The organism is Halobacillus locisalis (genome assembly GCF_013694105.1).
Taxonomy (GTDB): domain Bacteria; phylum Bacillota; class Bacilli; order Bacillales; family Halobacillaceae; genus Halobacillus; species Halobacillus locisalis.
Genome location: NZ_JACEFG010000001.1, coordinates 1224862 through 1248910, shown reverse-complemented (window position 1 = coordinate 1248910; position 24049 = coordinate 1224862). Strand labels below are relative to the sequence as shown.

The window sequence follows — 24049 nt, the reverse complement described above, 5'->3', positions numbered from 1 at the left end:
GGAAATAGCAATTGGAGGGTTTCCATTGCCAGAGACAAACAGTAAAGAATGGACAAAATACGAAGAAACGATCGAACAATTTATTCAAGTGATTGCGAAAAATATGAGTTTATATGGGGTTACGCCTTCGATTGGCCGACTATATGGTGTCTTATATTTTTCGGAGCAACCAATGACATTGGATGATATGAGGTCAGCACTGGAAATGAGTAAGACGAGCATGTCGACAGGTGTTCGTGCCTTGTCAGATATGAAAATGGTAGAACCTTCATTTAAAAAAGGCGTTCGCAAAGATTTATATAAATCAGAAGAGGATTGGTACAAGTCTTTCACTTCCTTATTTGGCAGTCGTTGGAGACATCATACAGAAACGAACATAGAGGAAGCGGATGAGACTATCCAAGAACTACTTAAATTAAAAGACGAAGCAGAAGATGAAGCGTTACGTGAGAAGATTGATCAAGATATATCCCGGCTTGAGTATGCTCAAAATTATTATCGATGGTTGATGCAGTTTATTCATGTTGTAGAATCGGGTAAGATCTTCGAATACGTACCTAAAATCGACCAAAAAAAGTCAAAAGAATAAGTGCTGTTTGATACAAAGCTATTCCTGAATCCTTTACGTGTTGTATGATAGACGTAAAGGAACGATGGAATAGCTTTTGTTATGAGAACAAAGTGAATCGTTCAGAATGGAGGGCATTATGAAAAGAGGAATATTCCATTATCAAATCGGAGACACCTTCGATTCTTTCTTATTCATCAAGACTGCATCGAAAGGGGTAGCAAGTAATGGTAAACCTTTTTTATCTTTTCTTTTAAAAGATGCTACTGGCGAAATCGATGCTAAGCTTTGGGAAGCAACCCCGGAAGATGTCGACGTGTTTCAGCAAGGGGAGTTGATCAAAGTGACTGGTGACATTGTCCAGTTCCGAAATCGTCCACAGCTTAAGATACATACCTTACGACCTGTCCAGCAGACTGACGGGGTGAATGCTTCGGACTTCGTAGAGAAAGCTCCGGTGGAGAAAGAGACGTTAATGGAGCGGATTACAGAAGCGATTTTTGAGATGGAAAATCCAAATTTACAACGTATAACAAGACAGTTGATCAAACAACACCAAGAAGAATTGTTAACCTATCCTGCCGCTGTGAGAAACCACCATGAATATGTGTCGGGACTTGCTCATCATGTTGTCTCGATGTTGAATATTGCGCGTGAAATGACATCGCTATATCCCGAAGTGAATAGAGATCTCCTCTATGCCGGAATTATTGTTCATGATATAGGGAAGGTCCGTGAATTGTCGAATGCATCCTCTCCTTCCTATACGTTAGAAGGGAAGTTACTTGGTCATATACCTTTGATGGTCGAGGAAATTAGAAAGGTGGCAGATGACCTTCAGATTGATGCTGAAGAAGTTACGGTATTACAGCACATGGTGCTCAGTCACCATGGTAAACCGGAGTGGGGGAGTTCGAAGAGACCTCTTATCCGTGAAGCGGAACTCTTACATCAAATCGATATGATGGATGCGCGTTTGAACATGATGAACAGGGCACTAGAGAGGGTTCAGCCTGGCCAGTTCACAGAGAAACTGTTTCCACTTGAACAACGGTCATTCTATAAACCTACGTTTGATGAAAAATAAAGAGAAATAGAGGAAGCGCTTTATGAAATGGAGAGATTGGGATCGTAATTTGAAGATCCGTTTATTCGGAGAAGGCACGATGAATATATTATTTTGGTCGTTCTTCCCGTTTATGACTATATTTTTTGAGCGGTCATTTGGCAAAGATTATGCTGGGTTACTGCTCGTATTGTCACAGGCTTTTTCTGTTATGGCAAGTTTAATCGGGGGCTATTGTGCCGATCGGTTCGGGCGAAAGAAGATGATGGTCTATGCAGCATTAGGCGAGTGCGCTTCGTTCGTTTTATTTGCTCTTGCCAATTCTCCTTGGATCGACTCTCCAGTGATGACCTTTATCGCTTTCAGTTTATTAGGGGTGTTTGGAGCACTCTACTGGCCTGCGTCCCATGCCATGGTTGCAGACGTTGTTCCAGAAAAACACAGGGCAGATGTGTTTGCTGTGTTTTATACGTCCATTAACATCGCGGTTGTCATCGGTCCGATATTAGGAAGCGTCTTGTTCTATACCTATCGTTTTGAAATGCTTATCTCAGGAGTGGTTCTTACTGCACTTCTCGCCTGGTTACTCGCTCATTTTCTAGATGAAACGACAACGATTAAAGAGCGCGTCAAAGAGAAGGGGAAAGGGCCGATTACAGTTATTTGGGATGAGTTGAAGGATTATCGCGTCATAGCGAGGGATAAGACATTCTTGCTCTTTATCATTGCAGGAATATTAGTAGCCCAAACATTCATGCAGCTAGATTTATTGATTGCTGTGTACACAAGTGAAGTTGTACAAAACCAGAACCTTCTGACCATCGGCGACTGGTCGCTTACGTTGAACGGTGAAAGGGCGTTCGGCTTGGTACTGGCCGAGAATGGATTGCTTGTTGCGTTGTTCACAGTTGCTGTTACGAAATGGATGAACCGCTTTAAAGAGAAAAGGGTATTTATATTTTCCAGCCTGCTCTATGCCATAGGTATCACATTATACGGACTGACGGACAGTATATGGGTATTCATTCTGGCTATGGCTCTTTTTACCTTTGCAGAACTTATGGTCGTTGGAATACAAGAGAGTTTTATATCTAAAATCGCACCAGAGGATATGAGAGGACAATATTTCTCGACAGCTTCCCTCCGGTTTACGCTTGGTAGACTTCTTGCGCCGATCAGCTTAATCATTTCGAATTATACGAGTTATACAGTGACTTTTGCTATTTTAGGGGTTCTGGCTGTCAGCAGTGCGTTCGTCTATGGGTGGATGTTTACGAAAATGGAAGCGAAACAAGTGATTGAAGAGTAAGGCTTGTTCATATTTTCTTTTCTCTCTTCATAAGATAGAGACAAAAGGAAGAGGGAGGAACCAATCATGTTATTCGGCATTCCAATCTGGGTTTTCTTTTGTATCGTATTTATCTTTGTTAGTGGATATATGGCCATTCGGGCAATGCGTGCTGAACATCAGGTGGAACAGCACTTCATAGAAAAAGAGGGGCAGATCTATTTAAACCGTATGGAGAAAGAAAAGGAGAGGCGTGAAAAAAGAATGACCTCAGAATAAAAGCCAGGTGATTGGTATCACCTGGCTTTGTTCTGACTTATTTTATTCTTCAGAGCTTTCAGAGTCGCTTGATTCCGTAGACTCTCCCTCTGCTGGTGCTTCTTCCGTTTGTTCTGGCTGAGCGAATAAGTCTTTATATTCGTCCAACTTCACGTCGATTTCAGCTTCTTGCATCATTTGATTCATTTTTTCCTGTAAGGCAGCCTGGTCAATTTTCTGGCTTGTAATCGTACGTTTGATATCGGCTTTTGCCTCTTCAAATGATTCTACATCTTCAACATCACGCTTGTCCGTTACTTTAATAATGTGGTAACCGAACTGTGTTTGAACAGGATCACTTACTTCGCCAACTTCAAGTGCGTAAGCAGCATCTTCGAACTTAGGCGTCATTTTACCAACGCTGAAGTAACCCAGTTTTCCGCCTTGTTGAGCAGAACCATCTTGAGAGTACTCGCTAGCCAATGTATCGAATGACTGGCCGTCTTCAAGCTTCTGTTTTACCTCTTTAGCCGTTTCCTCGTCTTTTACAAGAATGTGACTTGCTTGTACTTCGGTCTTCATGCGGTCATAGTATTTCTGCATCTCTTCTTCAGTAATTTCGATATCTTCAGATGCGGCTTGTTCCTGTAAAAGGCTGAAGCGAATCGTTTCTTTGAATTCTTCCTCGCTAGACATGCCGTACTGTTGAAGAACCATATCGAAATCATCACCGTATTGCTCTTTCATCGATTCAAGTTCTTTATTTACATCTTCCTCGGATACATCGTAATTATTAGCAAGAACTTCTTTCATGACGAGCTGTTGTAGAACTTGTTCCCCATTCGCTTTCTTAAGTTCCTGGTAAAATTCTTCTTTGGTTACTTCACCTTCGCCACCGTTTGTCTCGACAATCGCTTCTGATTCTGTATCATCAGCGTTTGATGTACAAGCAGATAGAGTAAAAACGCTTGCTGCTAAGGCAGCTGTCATTGCTAATCTCTTCATATTTCTTACACTCCTCAACAATAGTATGATTTTTCTTGACGTAGAGGGATCATCATAAAACAGCCCATGAGTTAATATAACATATTTTGCCTCACGTATTCTAGAACATGTTTAAAAAAACAGAAATCTCATGAATGTAAAATAAGAGGGCATTAAAAAACAGGCCATAAAGAGTACGGCGTACTCGGCCTGTTGGTTTATAACGTATTTAGGACTTCTACATATGAAGATATGAGTAAGATCGTAATCAAGACGTTGATCGTTCGAAATACTCGTGTTTGCTTTTCATTCGACATCTTCGTTTTCAAGCATAAGGAATGAGTGAGTGAATTGAACACGAATAGTATAACGAGTGCGTACAAGATAAATCCAAATGCCATAGTGAAGAACCTCCTTTATTCCCTATGAAACTACTCTACCAAAATTTCCAGTCAATGAACAGTGATAAACAAAGAATGCATGCATCTTCCACTAGAGCCTTCCCGGTAGAGAGACTTATGTTGGTCTAAGGTTATTCATCTGGACACTAAAGTATGCCGATTTGAACGGAAGAATAATGAGAAGTGACTACTAGCATAAAAAAACAGCGCAACCCTGATGGGTCCGCTGCTCGTTATAGTTCGTGTTGACGAATAAGAATATCAAAACCTTCTTTGGCATTTTCAATAATGCATTCTCTTGGTGCTTTTGCAAAATAATGAACGTACAAGAAGTCTGAGAAAGATAAACCGATGTTTACGGCAGCGAAAATCACCAAGTAAGCGAAATAATTCGGAAATACCATGCTTGTCACTAAAGCAGGAACCGTAATGAATAGCGTTGGAGCCAGTGCCATGATCATGGATGTCCGTTTAGATAGCTTTGACATGCATTGATAAGAAAACGTCGGAATAAAGCGTTTTTTGAATTTGAATTTAACTTTAAATCGTTTATAAAACAGAACTAAAGGTAATATATGCATAAGGCGATGCATCGATGGCAAGAAGAAGAGAATGATCAATAAAGGCAAAAAGCCATGATCCTTCACATCGTGCGTACCGTGATACATAGATAAAGGTAAATACAATAGTAGGAAAGACAATAGTCCAGTGAGAAACGACATCAAATAAACGCGGTTGAGACCGAATTCTTTGTTAATGTTCACTGATTTCCAGCAATTCATCATAAGAATCCTCCTTTACTGCAAAAAATACTGTGATTTTATTAGAAATATCGATATGATATGAGTAATCAAATAGAATATGTTGTGCGTAGTACATGAGGAATCATAGTATGTTTCACAAGAAAAAGCAATAGGTTTTTCGTAAAAAAATAATTTGTCTTGTAAACTGTCATTAAGGGGCTGACAAGAGAATTATCATTGGTAAGTGTTGTTACATTGGAGGGAATATTGTGAAAACGGAAAATTGTTGTGAGACGTTCCATTTTCAGATGCAATTACTATTGAATATAGAAGAACTTCAAAGGTATCCTTTTACAAAAATGGTGATCGAAAAGAATCTGACCGAACATGAGTATGTGGAAACGATGAAGTTATTAGAGAGCCTTCATGAGACGTACATAGAGGAACAGGAAGAGGGGTTTGTTCATCATGAACCCTTGCTGTTGCATTACGCTGGAATGCTTTGTTACAAGCTCTCTATTGAAGAATCTATCGAAGCGATTTATCACGAAGGAATGTACCCTGATTTAATGAAAACCTTAAGGAAGTATGTACATAACTAACCCATCTGCTTATCCTTCGGATATAGGCAGAGGGGTTTTGTTGTTTATGGAGAGTTATTGTTTTAGTTGATCGATTCAAGTTCCACTAACTCCCCCTTATCTTGAAGAGCCCGTTTCGAGATGTTTTGGTGATTTCCGTTACCTCATGAAGTTTTCGAAGGTCCGGGAAATGACTCGCTTTCCGTGGGCATGTGCTGAGCTTCCTCAGGCTTCGCCTTGCGGGATCTCACCGGTCATGTACATCCCACAGGAGTCTCGCCATTTCCCGGACCTTCTTGCTTTTATGAGGGGAACGGAAACATCAGATGAGCTGGTTCACCTCAAAAAAAGCGGCTGTGCGGGTATTTTGCTAGCCAACGCACTGTTCATGTAGGAGGTTCGTTCCACTACATTTTGATAGGGGTGGTTTTGAAACAGCGAGACTCCCGCGGGAGAAGGACCTAGGCGAGACCCCACAGGGAGTGCAACGACCGAGGAGGCTTGCCGGTTCCCCCGCAGGAAAGCGAGTTGTTTCAAAACCACCCCCTACTCCTCATAAGGTGACGAACTTAGCAACATCTCGAAATCAAGTGTTCAAGGTTACTGCCCGATTATGGAAGAATATCTAGTTCTTAAGTAGAGGGAAAGAAGAATGTATAATCAAAAAAAGCAGCCGTTCAGATTTCATATCTGAACGGCTGCTTTTCTAGTAGGAATTATTCTTCGATAGTCTTATGAAGATTTAGATTGCTTTTTGTACGTTTCGAGATCGGTCGGCTCCTTTGAAATTCCTTCGTCCGCTTCAATACTCTCAAGAGAGCGTTCGAGAATTTCCATATACTCTGATCCGTAGATTTCTTTAATCAAAGCAGATAGGTCTAAGAACTCCGGCAACTTCCCGTACATTTCCGTTAATGGCATAACCCCTCTTAGTACAGAATTATCCTCTGGATTGTACTCGTTCAATGTAGCTTCAAGCAGTTCAGCACCTTCATCTGTAAGCTCCACGTACGTATTGCGTTTATCATTTTCCCTCTTAGAGAATTGCAATAGGCCTCGTTCTTCTAGCTTTTTAGAGAAATTGAAGGCGGTAGATACGTGCATGACACCATATTTTGAGATCTCGGATACACTCGCACCTTCAAGGTGGTAGGCAATCCACAAAATGTGGTGCTCATTGATGTTCAATTTAAAGGGTTTGATCCACTCTTGCCAATCTTTTTCGATGGCTTTCCACAAGGCTTTAGACAGTTGCGCCATTTTATGGCTATAGAAAATAGCTTCTCTCTTTGAAATATTATCCATCATACAACTCACCTTCTTTAGGTATTTTTACACTTCCATGCTCTAGCATGATAGACCTTGAAATAAGGAATGATGGTCATTGACTATAATTACATGACTCCAACTTCTATATTAAGCCATATCTAAAAATTTTCAAGAAATAATGTGCTAGAATACTAATTTTCGTTAATTTTTCTTCTATGAATTACTCTTTATAAAAAACTATACAGACCTAAAGGCCTGTATAGAAAGGTGTTTACTTTATTGAAGGGTCTTTATCCGGGTCTAACTCATTAAAAGCTTGCGCAATCATTTGATGGAAGTTTCTCATATCTTCTATTCGTTTGTACAAATGGTCGGCTTCTTTCATTTTCTTTTCTTTCGTAATGGATTGGAATTGACTTCTCAAATCATGTTCAATCGTTTCTAATGACCTCTCTTGATCATCAGCAGCCATTTGCCATTTCTGTATATAGGAAGACATGAAGGTTTTATACAAGTTTTCATTTGCCCGGTATAGATCTTTTCTGAACCCTTTCTTCCATACACGTTCTACGAGTCCTTGATCGGCTAGAGCACGGATTCCAGTACTCATAGACGTTTTGCTTTTTCCTAAAGCTTCACTCATCTCATCTAATGTCATCGGTGATTTATTAATGTAGAGGGTGACGAATAGTCTTGCATCGGCAGGGGTCAACCCAAACATTTCTAATGTTTTGGAAAACTCGTGGATGACTTTTGTATGGGTTTCCTCAAATGTTTGGTGGTCTTTTAATACCATAAGATCCTCCTTCTGATGGTTGCTATGACAACCTTACTATATTTTGTATATTATTGAAAATAAAGAAGGAAGGAGAATTATGTCGTAATTTGGCGAAAAAGAGAGCATTTCATGAGTTTTACTTTATACAGTTTGAACTGTACGTAATTTTTGTTCTTATTTTTAAGTATTTATCGTTTGAACTTTTTGTTGCAAATAGATTACACTATGTAAGGCGATTGATTGAGTACGGTAATAATTGAAACAAAGACGTACCATTAAAAATAACTAACTTAAGAGGTGAGAGACGTGCCGATCATTCAAGTAAAAGACTTGTCTAAGATTTTTGGGAAGCAAGCAAAAAAAGCGACTCAATATTTAGACCAAGGCTTATCAAAAGATGAAATCTTAGAGAAAACTGGAAATACGGTTGGGGTTAACCGTGCTTCATTTGATGTCGAAGAGGGAGAGATTTTCGTCATCATGGGATTATCCGGTAGTGGTAAATCCACGTTAGTCCGTTTAATCAACCGATTGATTGAACCTACTGAAGGTAGTGTCTATATCGATGGGAAAGACTTAGCGAAGATGGATAAGAAAAATTTGCGCGACGTACGTCGTGAAAAACTGAGCATGGTGTTCCAACGTTTCGCTTTGTTCCCACATCGTACAGTCCTTGAGAATGCTGAATTCGGTCTGGAAGTGCAAGGCGTAGATAAAGAAGAGCGTGCTCAAAAAGCGAAGGATTCATTAGAGCTTGTAGGACTTGGAGGATATATTAATCAATTCCCGGGTCAACTTTCTGGTGGTATGCAGCAGCGTGTAGGACTAGCGCGTGCTTTAGCAAACGATCCAGAAGTTCTTTTGATGGACGAAGCGTTCTCAGCTTTAGACCCATTAATCCGTAAGGAAATGCAGGATGAGCTTTTAGAGCTTCAAGAGTCAATGAAGAAAACGATTATTTTCATTACACACGACTTGGATGAAGCGTTGCGCATCGGAGATCGTATTGCATTAATGAAAGATGGACGTATTGTACAAATCGGATCACCGGAAGAGATTCTAGTGAATCCTGCGAATGACTACGTTGAGAAATTCGTTGAAGATGTCGACCGTTCTAAGGTGTTGACTGCAGAACACATCATGAAGCGTCCTGAAACGGTAGACGTTGATAAGCATGGGCCTCGTACGGCACTTGAGAGAATGCGTAAGGAAGGTCTTTCTACAATTTATGTCACCGATGCAAAACGAAATCTGCATGGTTATGTGACCGCTGATGATGTATCAGAAGCTGCGAAACAAGAAGTGAAAGACGTGAAAGAAATCTTGCGTACCGACATTCCGAAAGTGGACAAAGATACATCTATGCACGAAATCTTTGATGTCATTCATGACTCTACAGTACCAGTAGCAGTCGTTGAAGATGGAAAGTTACAAGGAATCATCGTTCGTGGAGCAGTTATTGCTGCACTAGCGGGAAGTGAGGTGAACCTAAATGGGTCTGATGCCTAAAATTCCAGTAGCTGAGTGGATATCAAGCGCTACAGAGTGGATTACAGATACATTTGAGTTTTTATTTGATTTTATAAAAAATGATTTCGGTGACTTCATCGAAATGTTTGCAGAAGATTGGTTAATGAACATTCCTGTTTGGTTGTTCATCGTTATTGTTGGCCTGATTGCGTTCTTCGTATCAGGAAAACGTTTCGGTCTTATGGCCTTTTCGGTTGTTGGACTTTGGTTCATTGCGAACCAAGAGCTTTGGGAAGAACTGATGAATACGTTCACCCTTGTCATATTTGCCAGTCTCATATGTGTCATCATTGGTGTACCATTTGGGATTTGGATGGCGAAGAGTAAAGTGGTAGAAAAAATCCTGACTCCGATTCTTGACTTTATGCAGACGATGCCGGCCTTTGTCTATTTGATTCCGGCCGTAGCATTTTTCAGTATCGGTATGGTGCCGGGTGTGTTCGCATCTGTTATCTTTGCGACACCACCAACAGTTCGTTTTACAAACTTAGGTATACGTCAAGTGTCTCACGAGCTGATTGAAGCTTCTGATTCATTCGGTACAACAGGGACACAGAAACTTTTCAAAGTACAATTGCCTATGGCGAAGACGACCATTATGGCAGGTATTAACCAAACTGTCATGCTCGCTTTATCCATGGTTGTTATCGCATCGATGATCGGTGCGAAAGGGCTTGGACAAACCGTAATTACCGGCTTGCAACGTGCTGAAGTAGGTACAGGTTTCGTTGCCGGTCTCGGGATTGTTATTCTAGCGATCATCATTGACCGCTTCACCCAGAATTTAAATACTCAACGCGGTGAATAGTAACGTTTATTGTTAGTTACAGGGCTGTTCTGCAGCCCTCTACTATAAAAAAATATTTAAAAGGGGAGAGATTTACATGTTTAAGTTTGACTGGAAACGTCTTAGTATGGCAGCTGGACTTTCATTAACATTAGTTGCAGCAGGTTGTGGTTCTTCAGATGAAGGATCAGAGGATACATCAGGAGATTCATCTGAAGGTGGAGAATCCACAGAACAAATGAGTTATGGTGAGGAAATGGATTATGAAATTACTGGTATCGAAGCTGGTGCTGGTGTTGTAGCTGCAGCTCAAACAGCTACTGAAGATTACGAAAACTTGGCTGGTTGGGAAGTTTCTACTTCTTCATCAGGTGCCATGGCTACGGCTTTAGGTGAAGCTTACGAAAACGAAGAGCCTATCATTGTTACAGGTTGGACTCCACACTGGAAATTTGCAAAGTATGACCTTAAATATTTAGAAGATCCGAAAGAAGTATTCGGTGGCGCTGAGCAAATCAAGACGATGGTACGCACAGGTCTTGAAGAAGACAAGCCAAATGCTTATACACTACTTGACCAGTTCGAATGGACTGCAGCTGACATGGAAGAGGTTATGTTAAACATTACGGATGGTGCAGAGCCAGCAGAAGCGGCAAAAACTTGGATTGAAGAAAACCAAGACAAAGTCGGCGAATGGACAAACGGTGTTGAAGACGTTGACGGTACAGAAGTAGAACTTGTGTATGTTAACTGGGATTCTGAAATTGCTTCAACAAACGTTGTAGCTGAAGTGATGAAGCAAAAAGGGTTTGATGTTACGATTACACCTCTAGACAACGGTCCTATGTGGGAATCTGTTTCTGAGGGTGAAGTAACTGGTATGGTAGCTGCATGGTTGCCAGCAACTCACGGTGATCTTTACGAGCAACACCAGGACAACCTAGTGGACCTTGGTGCTAACCTTGAAGGTGCGAAAGTAGGTCTAGTTGTTCCATCTTATATGGAAGTAGACTCTATCGAAGATCTTAAAGCTGCTGAGTAATTTTACTCAAGCTCGATCGTAAATAGGAATGAAGAGAGCCGGGAGGTCCAACCTCCCGGCTCTCTTTTCTTTATATTCAAGATAATCCCCCGTACCTTGATGACTCAGTTTTCGGGTAGGTAGTTTGATGATTTCCGTTGCTTAGAGTAGTGTTCGAAGGGACGGGAAATGACTCGCTTTCCGTGGGCATGTGCTGAGCTTCCTCAGGCTTCGCCTTGCGGGATCTCACCGATCATATACATCCCACAGGAGTCTCACCATTTCCCGTCCCTTCTTGCTTTTATGAGGAGAACGGAAACATTGAAGCTAGACGGTAATTAAAAGACGTGATGCGGAAGGGAGGGCTTGTGCAGGGTAATGACTTTGCTCTATCAGGTACCTCATTCATCACGCTAAGGGGTTCGTTCCTCTCCATATCAAAAACACCCCCCTACTCCTAGTAAGGTGACGAACCCTATACATCTCGGAATCGAGTGTTCAAGGTTACTGCTCTAATCTTGAAAAAACTTGGTTTGGAGAAAAAAGAACATACGAAAGGCCTGAAGGATTTCCTTCAGGCCTTTCGCGTACCCTTATTGATGATTGACGACTTCGTGACTTGGCTGGGTATCATTGTTTTGCTGTTCATCCTTTGCTTTCTCTTCCAGCTCTTTCAAACTGGCTTCGATTTGTTCTAAATATTTTTGGATGTTTTTCTGGTGCGGTTCTACGGTTTGTTTCCAGCTTTCAACGGATGTCTTCACATCTTCGGAAAGCTCTTTGATCAATTCTGCTGCTTCTTTTGAAGTCTGAGCGATTTGATCTTTCAATTGCGTTCCTTCTTCTCTTAAGCTTAGGACGGTGGTTTTCAAATTTTCACTTTTCAATCGAGCATTCTCACGTAAATCGCGTCCCGATGAGGGGGTGTTAAGTAATGTATAGGCGGCACCAACAACACTACCTACAATCAGTCCTAAAGTAAGTGATTTTCCATTAGGCATTAAAAAAACTCCTTTCCTATCCACATCTTAGTTGTTATTTTCTCTTATTATGTAAGATTGAAACCTAAATCAATAAAAATCTTCAAGTGGTGGTGCGTCTTCTACGACATATGGTTAGATGAACCCATCGTACTCCTAAAACCGCTTCTTCTTTTTTTGAATTACAACTGAAGAAAAGGGGATTACAGCATGCTAAGTTAAATCAAGGCACTACCGTGAAGTAGTGCCTTGTTGTCTGTCTGTATTGAAGCGAGATTATGCGCTTTTTTCTGCAGCCGTTGCAATTGAAGACGCTTGGCTTAAAGAAGTTCTCTTTAAGATCTTAGTTACAATCGGATACGTGATTCCGACGAATAATACGTTAAAAGCGGTAGCGGGAAGGACCACGGCAAGGAATAAAGCCGCAAAGCTTCCTTGTAGCATGCCGATAACATAAACGGCGATGCTGATAAAGATCGCTCCACTGATCATTGTACCAAGACCTGCAAGAATCGGTTGCGTCATTTTCAAGCCGGCGAATCGCTTCGTTACAAGAACGAGTGCTAAGAAAGCAAAAGCGGTGATTGGCTTTTCAATGACGTTGGCAATTTGACCGCCCGGTACCGTAGTAGTCAGCGCTGAAATAAATCCGGTCACTAACGAAAGTAACAGAACGTAAGACGGTTTAGGAAACAATAAAATACCTAGAAACATCATCGCCAACATCATATCCGGTCGCATTCCTAAAAATACAGGGGGTACGACGGTATGAAGGACAGCTCCAATTCCTGCTAAGAGTGAAAGCATAACTAATACACGATTATTCATTTGAACATCTCTCCTCAACTATTCTGATCTCATCTATTTACATTCCATACGTGTCCTTTTGACCGTATGCGAACGTATGTCAACATTATATCAAACACTCTCTCAAATTCAAGCCAATCGCTCGCTGATCTTCTTGGCTATCGTTTGCAGGTCATTGGAGGAGTAGTCGTCTGTGTGAACTTCCCATTTTGCTCCGAATCCATCCTTCTCATCGTAGCGTGGGATGAGGTGGATATGTAGGTGAAAAACAGATTGCCCAGCGTGTTCACCATTGTTGTTCAAGGTATTCATTCCGACTGGCTGATAAGCATCTTTAATGGCAGTCGCGATTTTAGGGATTCTTGAGAACAGTTTCTCAGCTACGTCCGCATTGGTGTCATAAATGTCTTTGCAATGTTCTTTTGGGATGACAAGAGTATGTCCTTTGGTTACTTGACTGATGTCTAGAAAAGCATACACATCTTCGTCTTCATACACTTTCGCTGATGGAATGTCCCCATCAATGATTTTGCAGAAAATACAATCGGTTGCTTCGCTCATCTTCAACACTCCTTTAGGTTTTGCATTATTGTATCATAATGAAGCTATAGAACTCGAAAGATAGGCAGGAAGTGCAACTCATACGCCAATTGTGATAAAATTTGAAGGGGAATGTTAGTTCATGAAAAGAGGGATGAATGTTGAATACATTATTAAATGTCGATAACCTCCACGGGGGATATACTCATAAAAACGTCTTGCACGGCATCACATTTGATGTGAAACCGAAAGAAATTGTCGGTCTGATTGGATTGAATGGTGCAGGTAAAAGTACGACGATCAAACATATTATTGGAATGATGCAAGGGAAGAAAGGGAAGGTATCCATTAATGGGACGTCTTTCGAGGAAAACCCTGAAGTGTATCGCCAGCAGATAGGTTACATACCAGAAATGCCGATCCTGTACGATGAGCTTACTCTCTACGAGCATCTTCACTTAACCGCGATGGCTTACAATATTCCGGAAGATGTGTTCAAGAAACGTTTAGACCCACTGCTCAAAGAATTTCGCTTGGAGAAAAAGCTGAAATGGTTCCCTGTCCACTTCTCTAAGGGGATGCGCCAGAAGGTCATGATCATGTGTGCTTTTTTAATCGAACCCGAATTGTATATTGTTGATGAACCATTTGTGGGCTTGGACCCTCTTGGGATTCAATCATACTTACAAATGATGGAGGATATGAAAGAAAAAGGAGCCGGCATCTTGATGTCCACCCACATCTTGGCGACCGCTGAGAAGTATTGCGACCGATTCGTCATTCTTCACGATGGTAAGATTCGTGCTTATGGAACCCTTGAAGAATTAAGAGAATCCTTTGGTCGGCCACAGGCGTCTTTAGATGATATTTATATCGCCTTGACGAAGGAAGAGGCTCAGACATGATTGATGCCAAACAGTTTTGGAGACGTCGCTTCTCTGAACATATGAAAGAGACGAATCGCTATTTGAAGTACATTTTCAATGGGCATATTTCGTTTGCGATGCTCTTCTTTATTTCAGCTCTCGCGTATTATTATCAACAGTGGCTCGTAGACCTACCTGAGTCTTTCCCGACAGCTTGGATCATTGCGACAGCTTTCGGGCTTGTAGCAAGCTACAGTCCTGTTCGTACTCTACTCCAAGAGCCGGACTTAGTTTTTCTGTTGCCGGCTGAATATCAATTGAATGATTATTTCAAGCGCTGTCTTTATTACAGCTATATTGTGCAGTTGTATATCATTCTGTTGGTTGCTGCGGCTCTAGGACCATTGTATTTCGCCTCCTACCCGGAGTTAGGTATCCAATACTATCTCATGATGATGGTTATACTACTGGTCATTAAAGCGTGGAATATGATTTCGAATTGGTGGATGCTCAAAGATAGGAACCCTCGAACCCGACTGGTGGACCAAGGGTTGAAAACGGTATTGAACATTGCCATCTTTTATTTTCTCGCACAGGGAGAATGGATTTTTGCCAGTATTGTCACGGTTTTACTTGTCGGTGTCGTCCTGTTTTCTTATTCGCTCTCTAGGCAAAAAGCCGGGCTTGCCTGGGATTTACTATTAGAAAAAGATCAACAGCGCATGCGAACATTTTACAGAATCGCGAACATGTTTGCTGATGTACCCCACTTGAAGAATACGGTTAAGAAGCGTCATGCTCTAGTGAATGCAATGATTTCTACCGTTTCGTATCGGCAGGATCAGACCTTTGCTTACCTGTACCGCATCACTTTTACAAGAAGTAGTGATTATTTAGGGATGTATCTTCGCTTAATTGCCATCGGAGCTTTGGCTATTTGGTTTGTCCCCAATGTGTGGGTGAAGATTGCTTTTGCTATCCTGTTCCTTTACTTGAGTGCTTTCCAAATGATGACGTTATGGAATCACCATAGAACCATCATTTGGCTTGATATTTACCCGGTCAAACAGGATTGGAAAGAACAAGCTCTTCTGAAGTGGTTGAAACAGATTCTGCTGTTTCAAACGTTCCTCTTCGGTCTACTCTTTATTTTCCAATGGAACTTGATCGGCTTACTAGCTGTGTGGGTTGGCGGAAGTTTGTTCAGCCTTGCATTTGTAAATATGTACGTGAAACAAAAGCTAACCACTTAATAAAAGCGCACCTCCACAATACACGGAGGTGCGCTTATTTGTTTTAACTGTGCGTTTCTTGATAACTACGGAACGCCTGAAGGAGTGTCTTCGCTGCATGGACTAACGCGTTCTCGTCAAAATCGAATTTAGGATGATGATGCGGGTAATAGTGTTCTGGGATTTGAGCACCTGTAAAATAGAAAGCGCCTGGCTTTTCTAACAAGTAGTAAGCAAAATCTTCTCCAGCCATCACGGGTTCGATTTCCTCTGTTGAGAGCGAGGGATCGGCTTCTTGAGAACGATCCAGTACAAGGCCGGCCTCTTCTGGATGGTTGACGACGGGAGGGTACCCTTTCTCGTAATTAAATTCGTATTCTGCTCCGCTTGAAACACATGTACCTTTGATGATTTTCTCCATCTCTTCGATAATGAGTGTTTGTACCTCTGGATCGAAGGTTCTGACTGTACCTGTCAACTTCGCTGAATCGGCAATGATGTTAAAGGTATGACCCGATTCGAATGTTCCAACGGATAATACGGCGGTTTTCAATGGGTCAACACGGCGACTGACGACTTGTTGGAGTTGCGTAACAAGTTGAGAGCCGATCACGACCGCATCCTTCGTTTGGTGAGGTTGGGCACCATGTCCGCCTCTCCCTTGAATCGTGATTTCAAAGCGGTCTGCTCCAGCCATGAAGGGGCCTCGAGCCGTCTGGATGACTCCTGTCGGTGCATTGACCCATACATGAGTCCCGAAAACCGCATCGACGTGATCGAGTTTTCCTGAATCTATGATGGGTTTCGCGCCACCAGGGGCATATTCTTCGGCGTGTTGATGGACAAAAACGATTGTCCCGGGCAGTTCATCCTTGTAGGGCAGAAGAGACTCAGCTAAGCCTAAAAGAGCTGCTGTGTGACCATCGTGACCACAAGCGTGCATAGCACCTGGGTTCTTCGATTTATATTCAACATCATTCAGTTCTTCAATCGGTAATGCATCGAAATCAGCACGTAAGGCGACCGTCTTGCCGGGGCGTCCCCCCTTTAACGTAGCTAAGACACCGTTACCACCAACATGGCTTTCGTAAGGGATTCCTATACGCTCGTATGTATCTACAATAAACTGAGCGGTTTTTTCTTCGTGAAATGAAACTTCAGGATATTGGTGTAAGAAACGTCTTGTCTCCACCATTTGTTCATACTGTTCATCGATGGCCTGGAAAATATCTTCCCACATCACGCATCCTCCTCATTGTTCAATTGTGTAAAGTTTAATATAGGTTGTGAATATTCTCAAACTTTACGTATGCATGAAAAAAAGCTCCATCAACATGGAGCTTTCATACACAAATATTTAATGGATTATATCGAGCACTTATAATCGAGAATCTTGCAGCAAACGACTGATCTCTTCCATATGACCTGTTTCATCAGCGATCATGTCATCCAGTTTCACAGAAAGTTCTGTCAACCCTAATTCTTCCGCTTGTGTTTTACGTTCTTCATAGCGTTTAATGGTTTGGCGTTCCGCTTCATGAGCTTCTTCCAACATTGCTTTCACTTCTTTCAATTGTTTCACTTCCGCTGGCTTGGTGGTAGGTGTTCCGCCTAATGTGCTGATCTTCTCAGCTAAGTAAAGGGCGTGACCTTGTTCATCCGCGACTTCACTTTCGAAGAAGGGCTTTAGTACGGAGCGATATAACCCTGTCACCACAGCTGCATTATATGTGTACATAATAGATGCGGCATATTCGTGTGCTAAGTCCTCATTCAGTCCTTCAATAAGAGCTTGCATTTTTTGATCCATATACACAACATCCTTTCCTAAAATATTGAACAATATCAATATTCCCAGCTTTTCATTCTTTAAACATGCTCTCCGCCTTAAGTCTGAGACGAAACACGGCTGGCGCACGTTTTCTCTATCTGGACATTTCTATAAAATAGTAATTAGAGAAGGACATCAACAGCACGCTATCGAATCTAAAAGCTGTAAGGTAGAAAAGGGTGGTTCTAGTGAAAGAAAAAATGTTGAATGGTGTGTTGGCCGTCATACTCATTGGACTCGGAGGCGTACTCTTATTATCGAATATTAATATCATTGAACTCGAATATAGCCTGACTTGGGGAAATATATATCCGTTATTGCTGGTGGGGCTAGGAATCAAGATCTGGTTTAGTGCTTTGCATAAAGCTGATGGGTCATGGGTAATCGGTTCGTTATTGACGATCATAGGAAGTCTATTGATTCTTGATCGTTTACAAGTTCTCGACTTTATAATTGGAGACATGTTGAAGCTGTGGCCGCTTCTGTTCATCTATATAGGTTTTCATTTATTTTCAAAAGGAACAAAGGGGCGGCGTGGCGAGAAAAGGCGACGTTCCAAACATAAGTCTTTGTCTAAAAAAGGATCCAGGTTGAGTGTTGGAAGTGTTGAGTATAAACAACCCAATTGGAAAGTCGAACCAATGGATTTGTCCATTGCCGTCGGAGAGTTGTACTTCGATTTTACTCGAGCTTTTATCCCTGAAACAGATACGCCGATTTATGTTCGTGGATGGATTGGTGATATTACAATGGTTATTCCAAAAAGTGTCCCTTTTAGAGCGGAAGCATACGTTAAAACAGGCGACGTTACGATTTCAGGAGAAAATGCGGGGGGATTGAATCGGGAAATGGTCTATGAGTCTGAGGACTATCACACCGCTACGAGGCGGTTGACCTTATACATCGATTTAAAAGTCGGTTCAATTCAATTGGATCATTTGTAGGGGGGAGCATGTTTATGCGATGGAATAACATAAGATATATGTATATCCGCTCCCACCTGTATGGCTTTGTCCTTATTACGTTCCTATTACTTGCTATCCTTCTGTCCGTGTACGTTTGGTTTAGACCTGAATGGTTAGATGTCCAAGCCGTCTTATTCTTTATGACCACGTACGCCTGTATCGGGTTTATCATGTCTGTTTATGCCGGCTTTCAGTCAAGTACGGGGATCAAGCAAAGAATGGATCGGTTGTCGATGTTGATCAAACTGCTCTCTAGAGGCGATTTTTCAGCGAGAGTGGAAGCGGATCATCAAGATGAGATGACTGGGCTAGCTGAAGACTTGAATGAGCTTGGGGAGAAGCTTCAGAAGCAGAAAGATTCGATTGTGAAGGTTGCTGATGAAAGAGCGGAGTTGGCTAAGTCCGCTCATAAAGCCGCAACGATTGAAGAAAGGCAGCGGTTAGCGAGGGACCTGCACGATGCGGTCAGTCAACAATTGTTTGCTCTGACCATGATGGCTCAAGCAACCGAAAAGATATTTGACAAGAAGCCGGACAAAGCCAAACATCAGCTTCATGAAATAACCCAGATGGCTTTGCAGGCGCAAACCGAAATGAGGGCATTGCTCCTTCATTTACGACCGGTGTACTTATCGGGGGAGTCGCTTTCTGAGGGTGTGCATTCACTTATTGAGGAATTAAAGCAAAAATGTTCCGTACAATTCTTTGTAGATATTGAAGACAATCTGAATTTATCGGATACATCAGAGGAACATGTTTTCCGTGTACTGCAAGAAGCGTTATCCAATATCTTGAGACATGCAAATGCTTCAACTGTTCATGTGAAAATGTCTGTCGTGGATGATAGAGTGTTCGTCCATATAGGGGACAATGGAATAGGGTTCCGGGCAGAAGATAAACAGGCGACGAAAGCAAGTTACGGATTGAAAACCATGCGTGAACGATGCGAAGAAATAGGTGGGGACTTTTCGATTCGTTCAAGAGAAGGGGAAGGCACACATATTGACATGCGTGTTCCTAGGTTAAGGGAGGATATCGGATGATAAGGGTAGTCGTGATTGATGACCATGATGTTGTAAGAAGAGGAGTTATTGCCTACTTAGATACAGAAGAAGATTTAGATATTATAGGGGAAGCATCAAGTGGTCATGAAGGTGCAGCGTTGGTAAAAGAGATCCAACCGGACGTTGTGTTGATGGACCTTATGATGGAAAACGGAGATGGAATTGAAGCAACGAAAGAAATTATGAAAACGGAGTCCTGCAACTGCAAGATTATCATTCTGACGAGTTATTATGACGATGAGAAAGTATTCCCTGCTCTTGAAGCAGGGGCATTCAGTTATATGTTGAAAACATCTTCGGCTGATCAGATTGCTGATGCTATTCGTAAAGCCGCCATGGGAGAGAATGTGATTGAGTCGAAAGTGGCTACGAAAATGATGACGCGCTTTCAAAGAGAAAAATTACCGCATGAAGAATTGACGAACCGTGAAATGGAAGTGTTGTTATGTGTTGGTCAAGGCATGACCAATCAGGAAATCGGTGAGAAGTTGTACATCGGAATCAAAACGGTGAAGACCCATGTGAGTAATATTCTCAGCAAGTTGGACGTCCACGATCGGACTCAAGCAGCGGTGTACGTTCACCGTAATCAATTACTGAATCACAAATGAAAACCGCCTGAATAGCGGTTTTTTTATTTTGAAATAAATCGGATTACCACACCAAATCTGAAACGTGAATAAAGTATTTTGTTTTCAAGAGAGTAGCTTGTATAATAGCAACAGGGAGAGAGAGAAAGGATCAAAGTCTATGAAGAATAATCAAGAGTCTTATTTATTTGCCGCTTGGGCAGTCGCTTTAGTGGCCATGGCTGGAAGTCTATTTTATTCTGAAGTACTAGGTTATGAGCCTTGTGAGTTTTGTTGGTATCAACGCATTCTCATGTATCCACTTGTCCTCATCTATGGAGTGGCTTTAGTTAAGAAGAACAGCGATATAGCTCTGCCGGGAGTTATATTAAGTGGACTTGGCATGCTTGTATCAACGTACCAGTATATGCTGCAGAAAGTGCCTGGATTATCCGGTATAGATTCATGCGGTTCGGTCTCATGCAGTGCTCAATACGTCAATTACTTTGGGTTTGTGACCATTCCCTTTATGGCAGGAATGGCATTTGTTATGATTTTTGTAACACATCTTTTATTGCTTTTAAGAAAAAGGAGAATTTCTGAATGAAGAAAAATATGATTATATTTGCGACCGCTCTAGCGGTATTGATCGTTGTCCTCATTTTTGTAGTGAACTACCAAAATACACAACAAACAGAGGGAAACCCTTATGGGAAGGATAATCTAGAACAAGCCACTATCGATCAGCTTGAAGATCCTTTGTATCAGAATCAGATACAGCCTGACGAGCTTGAGGAACAAATTTCTTCTGGAGAAGAAACGACGGTTTATTTCTATAGCCCGACTTGTGTCTATTGCCAGCGTACCACTCCGATTGTGGATCCGATGGCCAAAGAGCTTGGCGTTGATATGAAGAAGTTGAACTTACTTGAATTCCAAGACCAAGGAATGAAATACCAAATCCAATCGACACCTACAATTGTTCACTATGAAGATGGTGAAGAAGTCGCTCGAATTGTAGGAGAACAGCCTGTGGCATCTTTTGATAGCTTCTTTCATGATGAAGTATTAGAAGATACTCCTGAAGGTTCGGAAGAATAAAAAAAGTGAGCGGAGAACCGCTCACTTTTTTATGGATTCATTTCAATCATATGATATTTCGTAATGTAGGCATCCCCATCGATGAAGGATGGTTTCTTCTGGTGTTTTGGTCCAGATTTCTTATGAGCATCATCAAAGGACTGAGAGTTCTTCCAGTCTTCAAAGTCTTGGGCATTGCGCCACTGGGTCAACACCACATAAGTATTTCCTTGGAGCGGTCGTAAAATGCGGATCGCTTGGAACCCTTCTCGATTCTCAACGTTTCCTGCGCGATTCTTGAAGCGGTCTTCGAATACGGGGCGTCCTTCATCAGCTACAGGGATGTTGTTCATGACGATGTATCCGTTTGCCTTCATTTCCCCTACAAAGTCTACCGTTTCGTACTCCCGTGCTTCTTCGAAAATCGTTTCGTCTCCTTCATGATAGGCGACGGTTTTGTCTTGGTCCTGCATGAAGAATAGAGAAGCGCCGGGATGCTTTTCTTCTAGTTTAGCTAAATAATCAAGTGTACCGCTTGTCATTGAAACCTTCATAAACGATGTCTCCTTTCCGACGTTAGTCTAAGTGTAGCAAGAGGAAACAATGAGCCGCAAGTTTTAAGCGATACAATAGAAAGGATGCCATAAGCATTGAACATCAAAGAGAAACTACAAACGCTCCCCCCATGGACGAAGTATTTGAAATGGCCTGCCATCATACTGTCTTGTCTATCGATTCTGATCCTAATTGGTTATATAACGATCATCTTTGGGGGACGGTTTGTCGTCGATGAAAAAGCGTTAGTTATGGATGAAATGACAAGGGTGGAAACGGAGGACGGAGAGTTAATAGAACGGATTTATACGAAGAATCGGGAAGTAGTACCCTCATCAACCATTCCCGACCATGTAAAAGACGCTTTCATTTCAATCGAAGATCAACGGTTCTATGGTCATTCCGGGGTTGATTTCAAGGCCATAGGACGTGCCCTATACCGTGATATTATAGCCATGAAGAAAGTAGAGGGTGGCAGTACAATCACCCAGCAGCTAGCCAAAAATCTATTCTTGTCGAATGATAAAACGTGGATGAGGAAGACCAAAGAAGTGATGGCGGCTTATTATTTGGAGCGAAACTATTCAAAAGAGGAAATCCTATCCCTTTATCTGAATCGTATTTACTTCGGCGAAGGTGCATACGGCATCCAATCCGCCTCTAAGCATTATTTCAATCGTCCTGTTTCTGAGTTGACAATCGCTCAAGGGGCTTTGCTCGCAGGGTTGCCGAAAGCTCCGAATTCGTATTCTCCCATCGACCATCCTGAGGAGTCTATGCAACGTCGAAATCTCGTACTCTCTCAAATGCAAGAGTATGGAGCGATTTCGATCGAAGTCATGAAACGCATGCAGGGATCCACGCTGGCTGTCGAACAAGGTGAAGACGAAGAGAGCAACTGGTCGAACAGTTATGTTGATCTAGTCATTGATGAAGCGGCTGAGAAATACCATATGTCGCGTGATGAATTAAAGCGTGGAGGATACACGATTGTAGTAAAAATGGATCCATCCATTCAGCAGGTGGCTGCTGAGAAAATGAGGGAAGGTGAATTTATTCCAGGGTCGAATGGACCCGTCGAAGGTGCCTTTACTTTGATGGATAATGAGACAGGTGCGTTAGTCGCCGTTGTTGGTGGCCGAGACTTCAAGCATGGTGATCTAAATCGTGTACAAGTGAAGAAGCAGCCAGCATCTGTCATCAAGCCGTTAGCCGTATATGGTCCTGCCCTTATGCAAGGCGGATTTCAACCATATAGTGTGCTGTCTGACCGTAAGCAAACTTTCTCAGGTAACTATGAACCTTCTAACTATGATGGACAATACGATCACCAAGTTTCCCTCTACCAGGCCTTGGTCGACTCAAAGAATGTACCTGCCGTTTCGCTGCTTGATCAAATAGGGATCGATTATGCCAAAGACTACTTAGACAAGCTTGGTCTTCCAACAAATGATGATGGACTAGCCATCGCTTTAGGCGGATTATCAGAAGGTTACTCACCTCTTCAGATTACAGAAGCTTACTCCAGTTTTGCTCGGGAAGGGAAAGTCGTGGAGAGTTATACGATTTCTAAAATATTGGACCGTAATGGGGAAGTCATTCATGAGCATCAACCAAGAGAAGAGCAAGTGTTCGATGCTGAGACGGCTTGGTATATGACCGAAATGCTCCAGACGACAGTTGAAGAAGGAACCGCTTCGCAAGGTGATTATCAGAAAGCTTTAGCTGGAAAAACGGGGACTCAACAAGGAGTAGGAGGCAACAAGCACGTTTGGTTTGCTGGTTACACACCTGATTACACCGGAGCATTATGGATGGGCTACGATCAGGCTGGAGAAGAGTATAGTGTCCAAGGGAGTAGTGCCTATCCTTCGAGGTTGATGAAGGATATTTTAACGAGTATCGATCAAATACAGCCCTTGACCGCTTCTTTTGACAAGCCTGAAGGGGTTGAGATTCTTCCAAATCCTATCCGTTTACCTGACTTGAATCAAGTAACGGGCACGCTTGACTTAGCGGGTCTAGCCACCCTGAGAGGTACTTTGCAGTGGACGCCTACTGATGACGAGCGTGTTGTCTACCGTATTTATAGGGAAGAACAGGGAGAAGATGTGAATGTAGGTGAAGTGACAGGAGAGGGAAGCTACAAAGTTAGCGCTTTCGGAATTTTTGACGAAACCTATTATTATGTCGTTCCCTATGATCCCCTTACACAATTAGAAGGCGAACCTTCAAACCGTGTGTCACTGAACTGGAACTTCTAAATATTTCGCGAGCTTCATTTAA

27 protein-coding genes are annotated in these 24049 nt (G+C 42.1%); 16 read left to right on the top strand and 11 right to left on the bottom strand.

Annotated features, from left to right (window positions below; all coding sequences use genetic code 11):
* Positions 1-25: 25 nt before the first annotated feature.
* From H0266_RS06585 to H0266_RS06570, 4 genes are all read left to right on the top strand, one after another.
* Positions 26-589, top strand: coding sequence for a GbsR/MarR family transcriptional regulator (locus tag H0266_RS06585; protein WP_181471563.1), 564 nt, complete (start codon positions 26-28; stop codon positions 587-589).
* 118 nt (positions 590-707) lie between these two features.
* Entirely contained in the window at positions 708-1655 is a 948-nt protein-coding gene (yhaM, locus tag H0266_RS06580) for a 3'-5' exoribonuclease YhaM (protein ID WP_181471562.1), read from the top strand.
* Positions 1656-1677: 22 nt separating this feature from the next.
* A complete protein-coding gene (locus H0266_RS06575; protein WP_181471561.1) occupies positions 1678-2943 on the top strand; it encodes an MDR family MFS transporter in 1266 nt (421 codons plus the stop codon).
* Positions 2944-3009: 66 nt separating this feature from the next.
* Positions 3010-3201: a sporulation YhaL family protein gene (locus tag H0266_RS06570; RefSeq protein ID WP_181471560.1), complete on the top strand. Its 192-nt coding sequence runs from the start codon at positions 3010-3012 to the stop codon at positions 3199-3201.
* Positions 3202-3243: 42 nt separating this feature from the next.
* Here H0266_RS06570 and H0266_RS06565 read toward each other — a convergent pair whose 3' ends face one another.
* The 3 genes from H0266_RS06565 to H0266_RS06555 form a co-directional block, all read right to left on the bottom strand.
* Entirely contained in the window at positions 3244-4185 is a 942-nt protein-coding gene (locus H0266_RS06565; protein WP_181471559.1) for a peptidylprolyl isomerase, read from the bottom strand.
* Between the two features lie 197 nt (positions 4186-4382).
* Positions 4383-4565: a hypothetical protein gene (locus tag H0266_RS06560; RefSeq protein WP_035549858.1), complete on the bottom strand. Its 183-nt coding sequence runs from the start codon at positions 4563-4565 to the stop codon at positions 4383-4385.
* A 233-nt stretch (positions 4566-4798) separates the two neighbouring features.
* Positions 4799-5347 carry a DUF3267 domain-containing protein gene (locus H0266_RS06555; protein ID WP_246363665.1) on the bottom strand — a complete coding sequence of 183 codons (549 nt, stop codon included), beginning with the start codon at positions 5345-5347 and terminating at the stop codon, positions 4799-4801.
* Between the two features lie 230 nt (positions 5348-5577).
* Here H0266_RS06555 and H0266_RS06550 point away from each other — a divergent pair, with 230 nt between their 5' ends.
* A complete protein-coding gene (locus H0266_RS06550; protein ID WP_181471557.1) occupies positions 5578-5910 on the top strand; it encodes a DUF1878 family protein in 333 nt (110 codons plus the stop codon).
* 711 nt (positions 5911-6621) lie between these two features.
* Here H0266_RS06550 and H0266_RS06545 read toward each other — a convergent pair.
* A complete protein-coding gene (locus H0266_RS06545; protein ID WP_181471747.1) occupies positions 6622-7197 on the bottom strand; it encodes an HTH-type transcriptional regulator Hpr in 576 nt (191 codons plus the stop codon).
* Positions 7198-7429: 232 nt separating this feature from the next.
* Positions 7430-7954 (bottom strand): GbsR/MarR family transcriptional regulator, encoded by a 525-nt coding sequence (locus H0266_RS06540; RefSeq protein WP_181471556.1) that lies wholly within the window; start codon positions 7952-7954, stop codon positions 7430-7432.
* A gap of 288 nt (positions 7955-8242) precedes the next feature.
* On the opposite strand from H0266_RS06540, the gene H0266_RS06535 reads away from it, so the two are divergent.
* The 3 genes from H0266_RS06535 (at position 8243) to H0266_RS06525 (ending at position 11295) form a co-directional block, all read left to right on the top strand.
* Positions 8243-9445, top strand: a complete 1203-nt coding sequence (locus tag H0266_RS06535) for a betaine/proline/choline family ABC transporter ATP-binding protein (protein WP_181471555.1) — start codon at positions 8243-8245, stop codon at positions 9443-9445.
* Positions 9429-10274 (top strand): ABC transporter permease, encoded by an 846-nt coding sequence (locus H0266_RS06530; protein ID WP_181471554.1) that lies wholly within the window; start codon positions 9429-9431, stop codon positions 10272-10274. Before H0266_RS06535 ends, H0266_RS06530 begins: the two co-directional genes overlap by 17 nt.
* 76 nt (positions 10275-10350) lie before the next feature.
* On the top strand, positions 10351-11295 hold the full coding sequence (locus H0266_RS06525; protein ID WP_181471553.1) for a glycine betaine ABC transporter substrate-binding protein: 945 nt from the start codon (positions 10351-10353) through the stop codon (positions 11293-11295).
* 572 nt (positions 11296-11867) lie between these two features.
* Here H0266_RS06525 and H0266_RS06520 read toward each other — a convergent pair.
* The 3 genes from H0266_RS06520 to H0266_RS06510 all read right to left on the bottom strand — a co-directional run bounded on the left by H0266_RS06520 (position 11868) and on the right by H0266_RS06510 (position 13622).
* Positions 11868-12275, bottom strand: coding sequence for a YtxH domain-containing protein (locus tag H0266_RS06520; protein ID WP_181471552.1), 408 nt, complete (start codon positions 12273-12275; stop codon positions 11868-11870).
* A gap of 255 nt (positions 12276-12530) precedes the next feature.
* Positions 12531-13082, bottom strand: a complete 552-nt coding sequence (locus H0266_RS06515; RefSeq protein WP_181471551.1) for a tryptophan transporter — start codon at positions 13080-13082, stop codon at positions 12531-12533.
* Positions 13083-13190: 108 nt separating this feature from the next.
* Positions 13191-13622, bottom strand: coding sequence for an HIT family protein (locus H0266_RS06510; protein WP_181471550.1), 432 nt, complete (start codon positions 13620-13622; stop codon positions 13191-13193).
* A gap of 140 nt (positions 13623-13762) precedes the next feature.
* Here H0266_RS06510 and H0266_RS06505 point away from each other — a divergent pair, with 140 nt between their 5' ends.
* Together H0266_RS06505 and H0266_RS06500 are read left to right on the top strand one after the other, a co-directional pair.
* The gene (locus tag H0266_RS06505; RefSeq protein ID WP_181471549.1) at positions 13763-14506 is read left to right on the top strand and encodes an ABC transporter ATP-binding protein; all 744 of its coding nucleotides are present in this window, start codon (positions 13763-13765) and stop codon (positions 14504-14506) included.
* On the top strand, positions 14503-15720 hold the full coding sequence (locus tag H0266_RS06500; protein WP_181471548.1) for an ABC transporter permease: 1218 nt from the start codon (positions 14503-14505) through the stop codon (positions 15718-15720). The genes H0266_RS06505 and H0266_RS06500 overlap by 4 nt, the downstream gene beginning before the upstream one ends.
* Positions 15721-15763: 43 nt before the next feature.
* Here H0266_RS06500 and H0266_RS06495 read toward each other — a convergent pair whose 3' ends face one another.
* Both H0266_RS06495 and H0266_RS06490 read right to left on the bottom strand, forming a co-directional pair.
* Positions 15764-16939: a M20 metallopeptidase family protein gene (locus H0266_RS06495; protein WP_181471547.1), complete on the bottom strand. Its 1176-nt coding sequence runs from the start codon at positions 16937-16939 to the stop codon at positions 15764-15766.
* Positions 16940-17077: 138 nt separating this feature from the next.
* The gene (locus tag H0266_RS06490) at positions 17078-17509 is read right to left on the bottom strand and encodes a ferritin-like domain-containing protein (protein ID WP_181471546.1); all 432 of its coding nucleotides are present in this window, start codon (positions 17507-17509) and stop codon (positions 17078-17080) included.
* Between the two features lie 209 nt (positions 17510-17718).
* Here H0266_RS06490 and liaF point away from each other — a divergent pair, with 209 nt between their 5' ends.
* From liaF to H0266_RS06465, 5 genes are all read left to right on the top strand, one after another.
* Positions 17719-18474 (top strand): cell wall-active antibiotics response protein LiaF, encoded by a 756-nt coding sequence (gene liaF, locus H0266_RS06485; protein WP_181471545.1) that lies wholly within the window; start codon positions 17719-17721, stop codon positions 18472-18474.
* 14 nt (positions 18475-18488) lie between these two features.
* Positions 18489-19538 (top strand): HAMP domain-containing sensor histidine kinase, encoded by a 1050-nt coding sequence (locus tag H0266_RS06480; RefSeq protein WP_343063218.1) that lies wholly within the window; start codon positions 18489-18491, stop codon positions 19536-19538.
* Positions 19535-20170 (top strand): response regulator, encoded by a 636-nt coding sequence (locus tag H0266_RS06475; protein WP_181471543.1) that lies wholly within the window; start codon positions 19535-19537, stop codon positions 20168-20170. Before H0266_RS06480 ends, H0266_RS06475 begins: the two co-directional genes overlap by 4 nt.
* A 139-nt stretch (positions 20171-20309) precedes the next feature.
* On the top strand, positions 20310-20735 hold the full coding sequence (locus H0266_RS06470) for a disulfide oxidoreductase (protein WP_181471542.1): 426 nt from the start codon (positions 20310-20312) through the stop codon (positions 20733-20735).
* Positions 20732-21229 carry a thioredoxin family protein gene (locus H0266_RS06465; protein ID WP_181471541.1) on the top strand — a complete coding sequence of 166 codons (498 nt, stop codon included), beginning with the start codon at positions 20732-20734 and terminating at the stop codon, positions 21227-21229. Before H0266_RS06470 ends, H0266_RS06465 begins: the two co-directional genes overlap by 4 nt.
* A gap of 29 nt (positions 21230-21258) precedes the next feature.
* Here the strand turns inward: H0266_RS06465 and H0266_RS06460 are convergent, their stop codons facing one another.
* Positions 21259-21762 carry an antibiotic biosynthesis monooxygenase family protein gene (locus H0266_RS06460; RefSeq protein WP_181471540.1) on the bottom strand — a complete coding sequence of 168 codons (504 nt, stop codon included), beginning with the start codon at positions 21760-21762 and terminating at the stop codon, positions 21259-21261.
* 96 nt (positions 21763-21858) lie between these two features.
* On the opposite strand from H0266_RS06460, the gene H0266_RS06455 reads away from it, so the two are divergent.
* Complete coding sequence (locus H0266_RS06455; protein ID WP_246363663.1) at positions 21859-24027, top strand: transglycosylase domain-containing protein; 2169 nt, start codon at positions 21859-21861, stop codon at positions 24025-24027.
* Positions 24028-24049 lie beyond the last annotated feature (22 nt).

Coding starts and splice junctions, on each gene's coding strand:
- yhaM (WP_181471562.1), top strand. CDS start 708: ATGAAAAGAGGAATATTCCATTATCAAATCGGAGACACCTTCGATTCT.
- H0266_RS06575 (WP_181471561.1), top strand. CDS start 1,678: ATGAAATGGAGAGATTGGGATCGTAATTTGAAGATCCGTTTATTCGGA.
- H0266_RS06570 (WP_181471560.1), top strand. CDS start 3,010: ATGTTATTCGGCATTCCAATCTGGGTTTTCTTTTGTATCGTATTTATC.
- H0266_RS06565 (WP_181471559.1), bottom strand. CDS start 4,185: ATGAAGAGATTAGCAATGACAGCTGCCTTAGCAGCAAGCGTTTTTACT.
- H0266_RS06560 (WP_035549858.1), bottom strand. CDS start 4,565: ATGGCATTTGGATTTATCTTGTACGCACTCGTTATACTATTCGTGTTC.
- H0266_RS06555 (WP_246363665.1), bottom strand. CDS start 5,347: ATGAATTGCTGGAAATCAGTGAACATTAACAAAGAATTCGGTCTCAAC.
- H0266_RS06545 (WP_181471747.1), bottom strand. CDS start 7,197: ATGATGGATAATATTTCAAAGAGAGAAGCTATTTTCTATAGCCATAAA.
- H0266_RS06540 (WP_181471556.1), bottom strand. CDS start 7,954: ATGGTATTAAAAGACCACCAAACATTTGAGGAAACCCATACAAAAGTC.
- H0266_RS06530 (WP_181471554.1), top strand. CDS start 9,429: ATGGGTCTGATGCCTAAAATTCCAGTAGCTGAGTGGATATCAAGCGCT.
- H0266_RS06525 (WP_181471553.1), top strand. CDS start 10,351: ATGTTTAAGTTTGACTGGAAACGTCTTAGTATGGCAGCTGGACTTTCA.
- H0266_RS06520 (WP_181471552.1), bottom strand. CDS start 12,275: ATGCCTAATGGAAAATCACTTACTTTAGGACTGATTGTAGGTAGTGTT.
- H0266_RS06515 (WP_181471551.1), bottom strand. CDS start 13,082: ATGAATAATCGTGTATTAGTTATGCTTTCACTCTTAGCAGGAATTGGA.
- H0266_RS06510 (WP_181471550.1), bottom strand. CDS start 13,622: ATGAGCGAAGCAACCGATTGTATTTTCTGCAAAATCATTGATGGGGAC.
- H0266_RS06500 (WP_181471548.1), top strand. CDS start 14,503: ATGATTGATGCCAAACAGTTTTGGAGACGTCGCTTCTCTGAACATATG.
- H0266_RS06495 (WP_181471547.1), bottom strand. CDS start 16,939: ATGTGGGAAGATATTTTCCAGGCCATCGATGAACAGTATGAACAAATG.
- H0266_RS06490 (WP_181471546.1), bottom strand. CDS start 17,509: ATGGATCAAAAAATGCAAGCTCTTATTGAAGGACTGAATGAGGACTTA.
- H0266_RS06480 (WP_343063218.1), top strand. CDS start 18,489: ATGCGATGGAATAACATAAGATATATGTATATCCGCTCCCACCTGTAT.
- H0266_RS06475 (WP_181471543.1), top strand. CDS start 19,535: ATGATAAGGGTAGTCGTGATTGATGACCATGATGTTGTAAGAAGAGGA.
- H0266_RS06470 (WP_181471542.1), top strand. CDS start 20,310: ATGAAGAATAATCAAGAGTCTTATTTATTTGCCGCTTGGGCAGTCGCT.
- H0266_RS06465 (WP_181471541.1), top strand. CDS start 20,732: ATGAAGAAAAATATGATTATATTTGCGACCGCTCTAGCGGTATTGATC.
- H0266_RS06460 (WP_181471540.1), bottom strand. CDS start 21,762: ATGAAGGTTTCAATGACAAGCGGTACACTTGATTATTTAGCTAAACTA.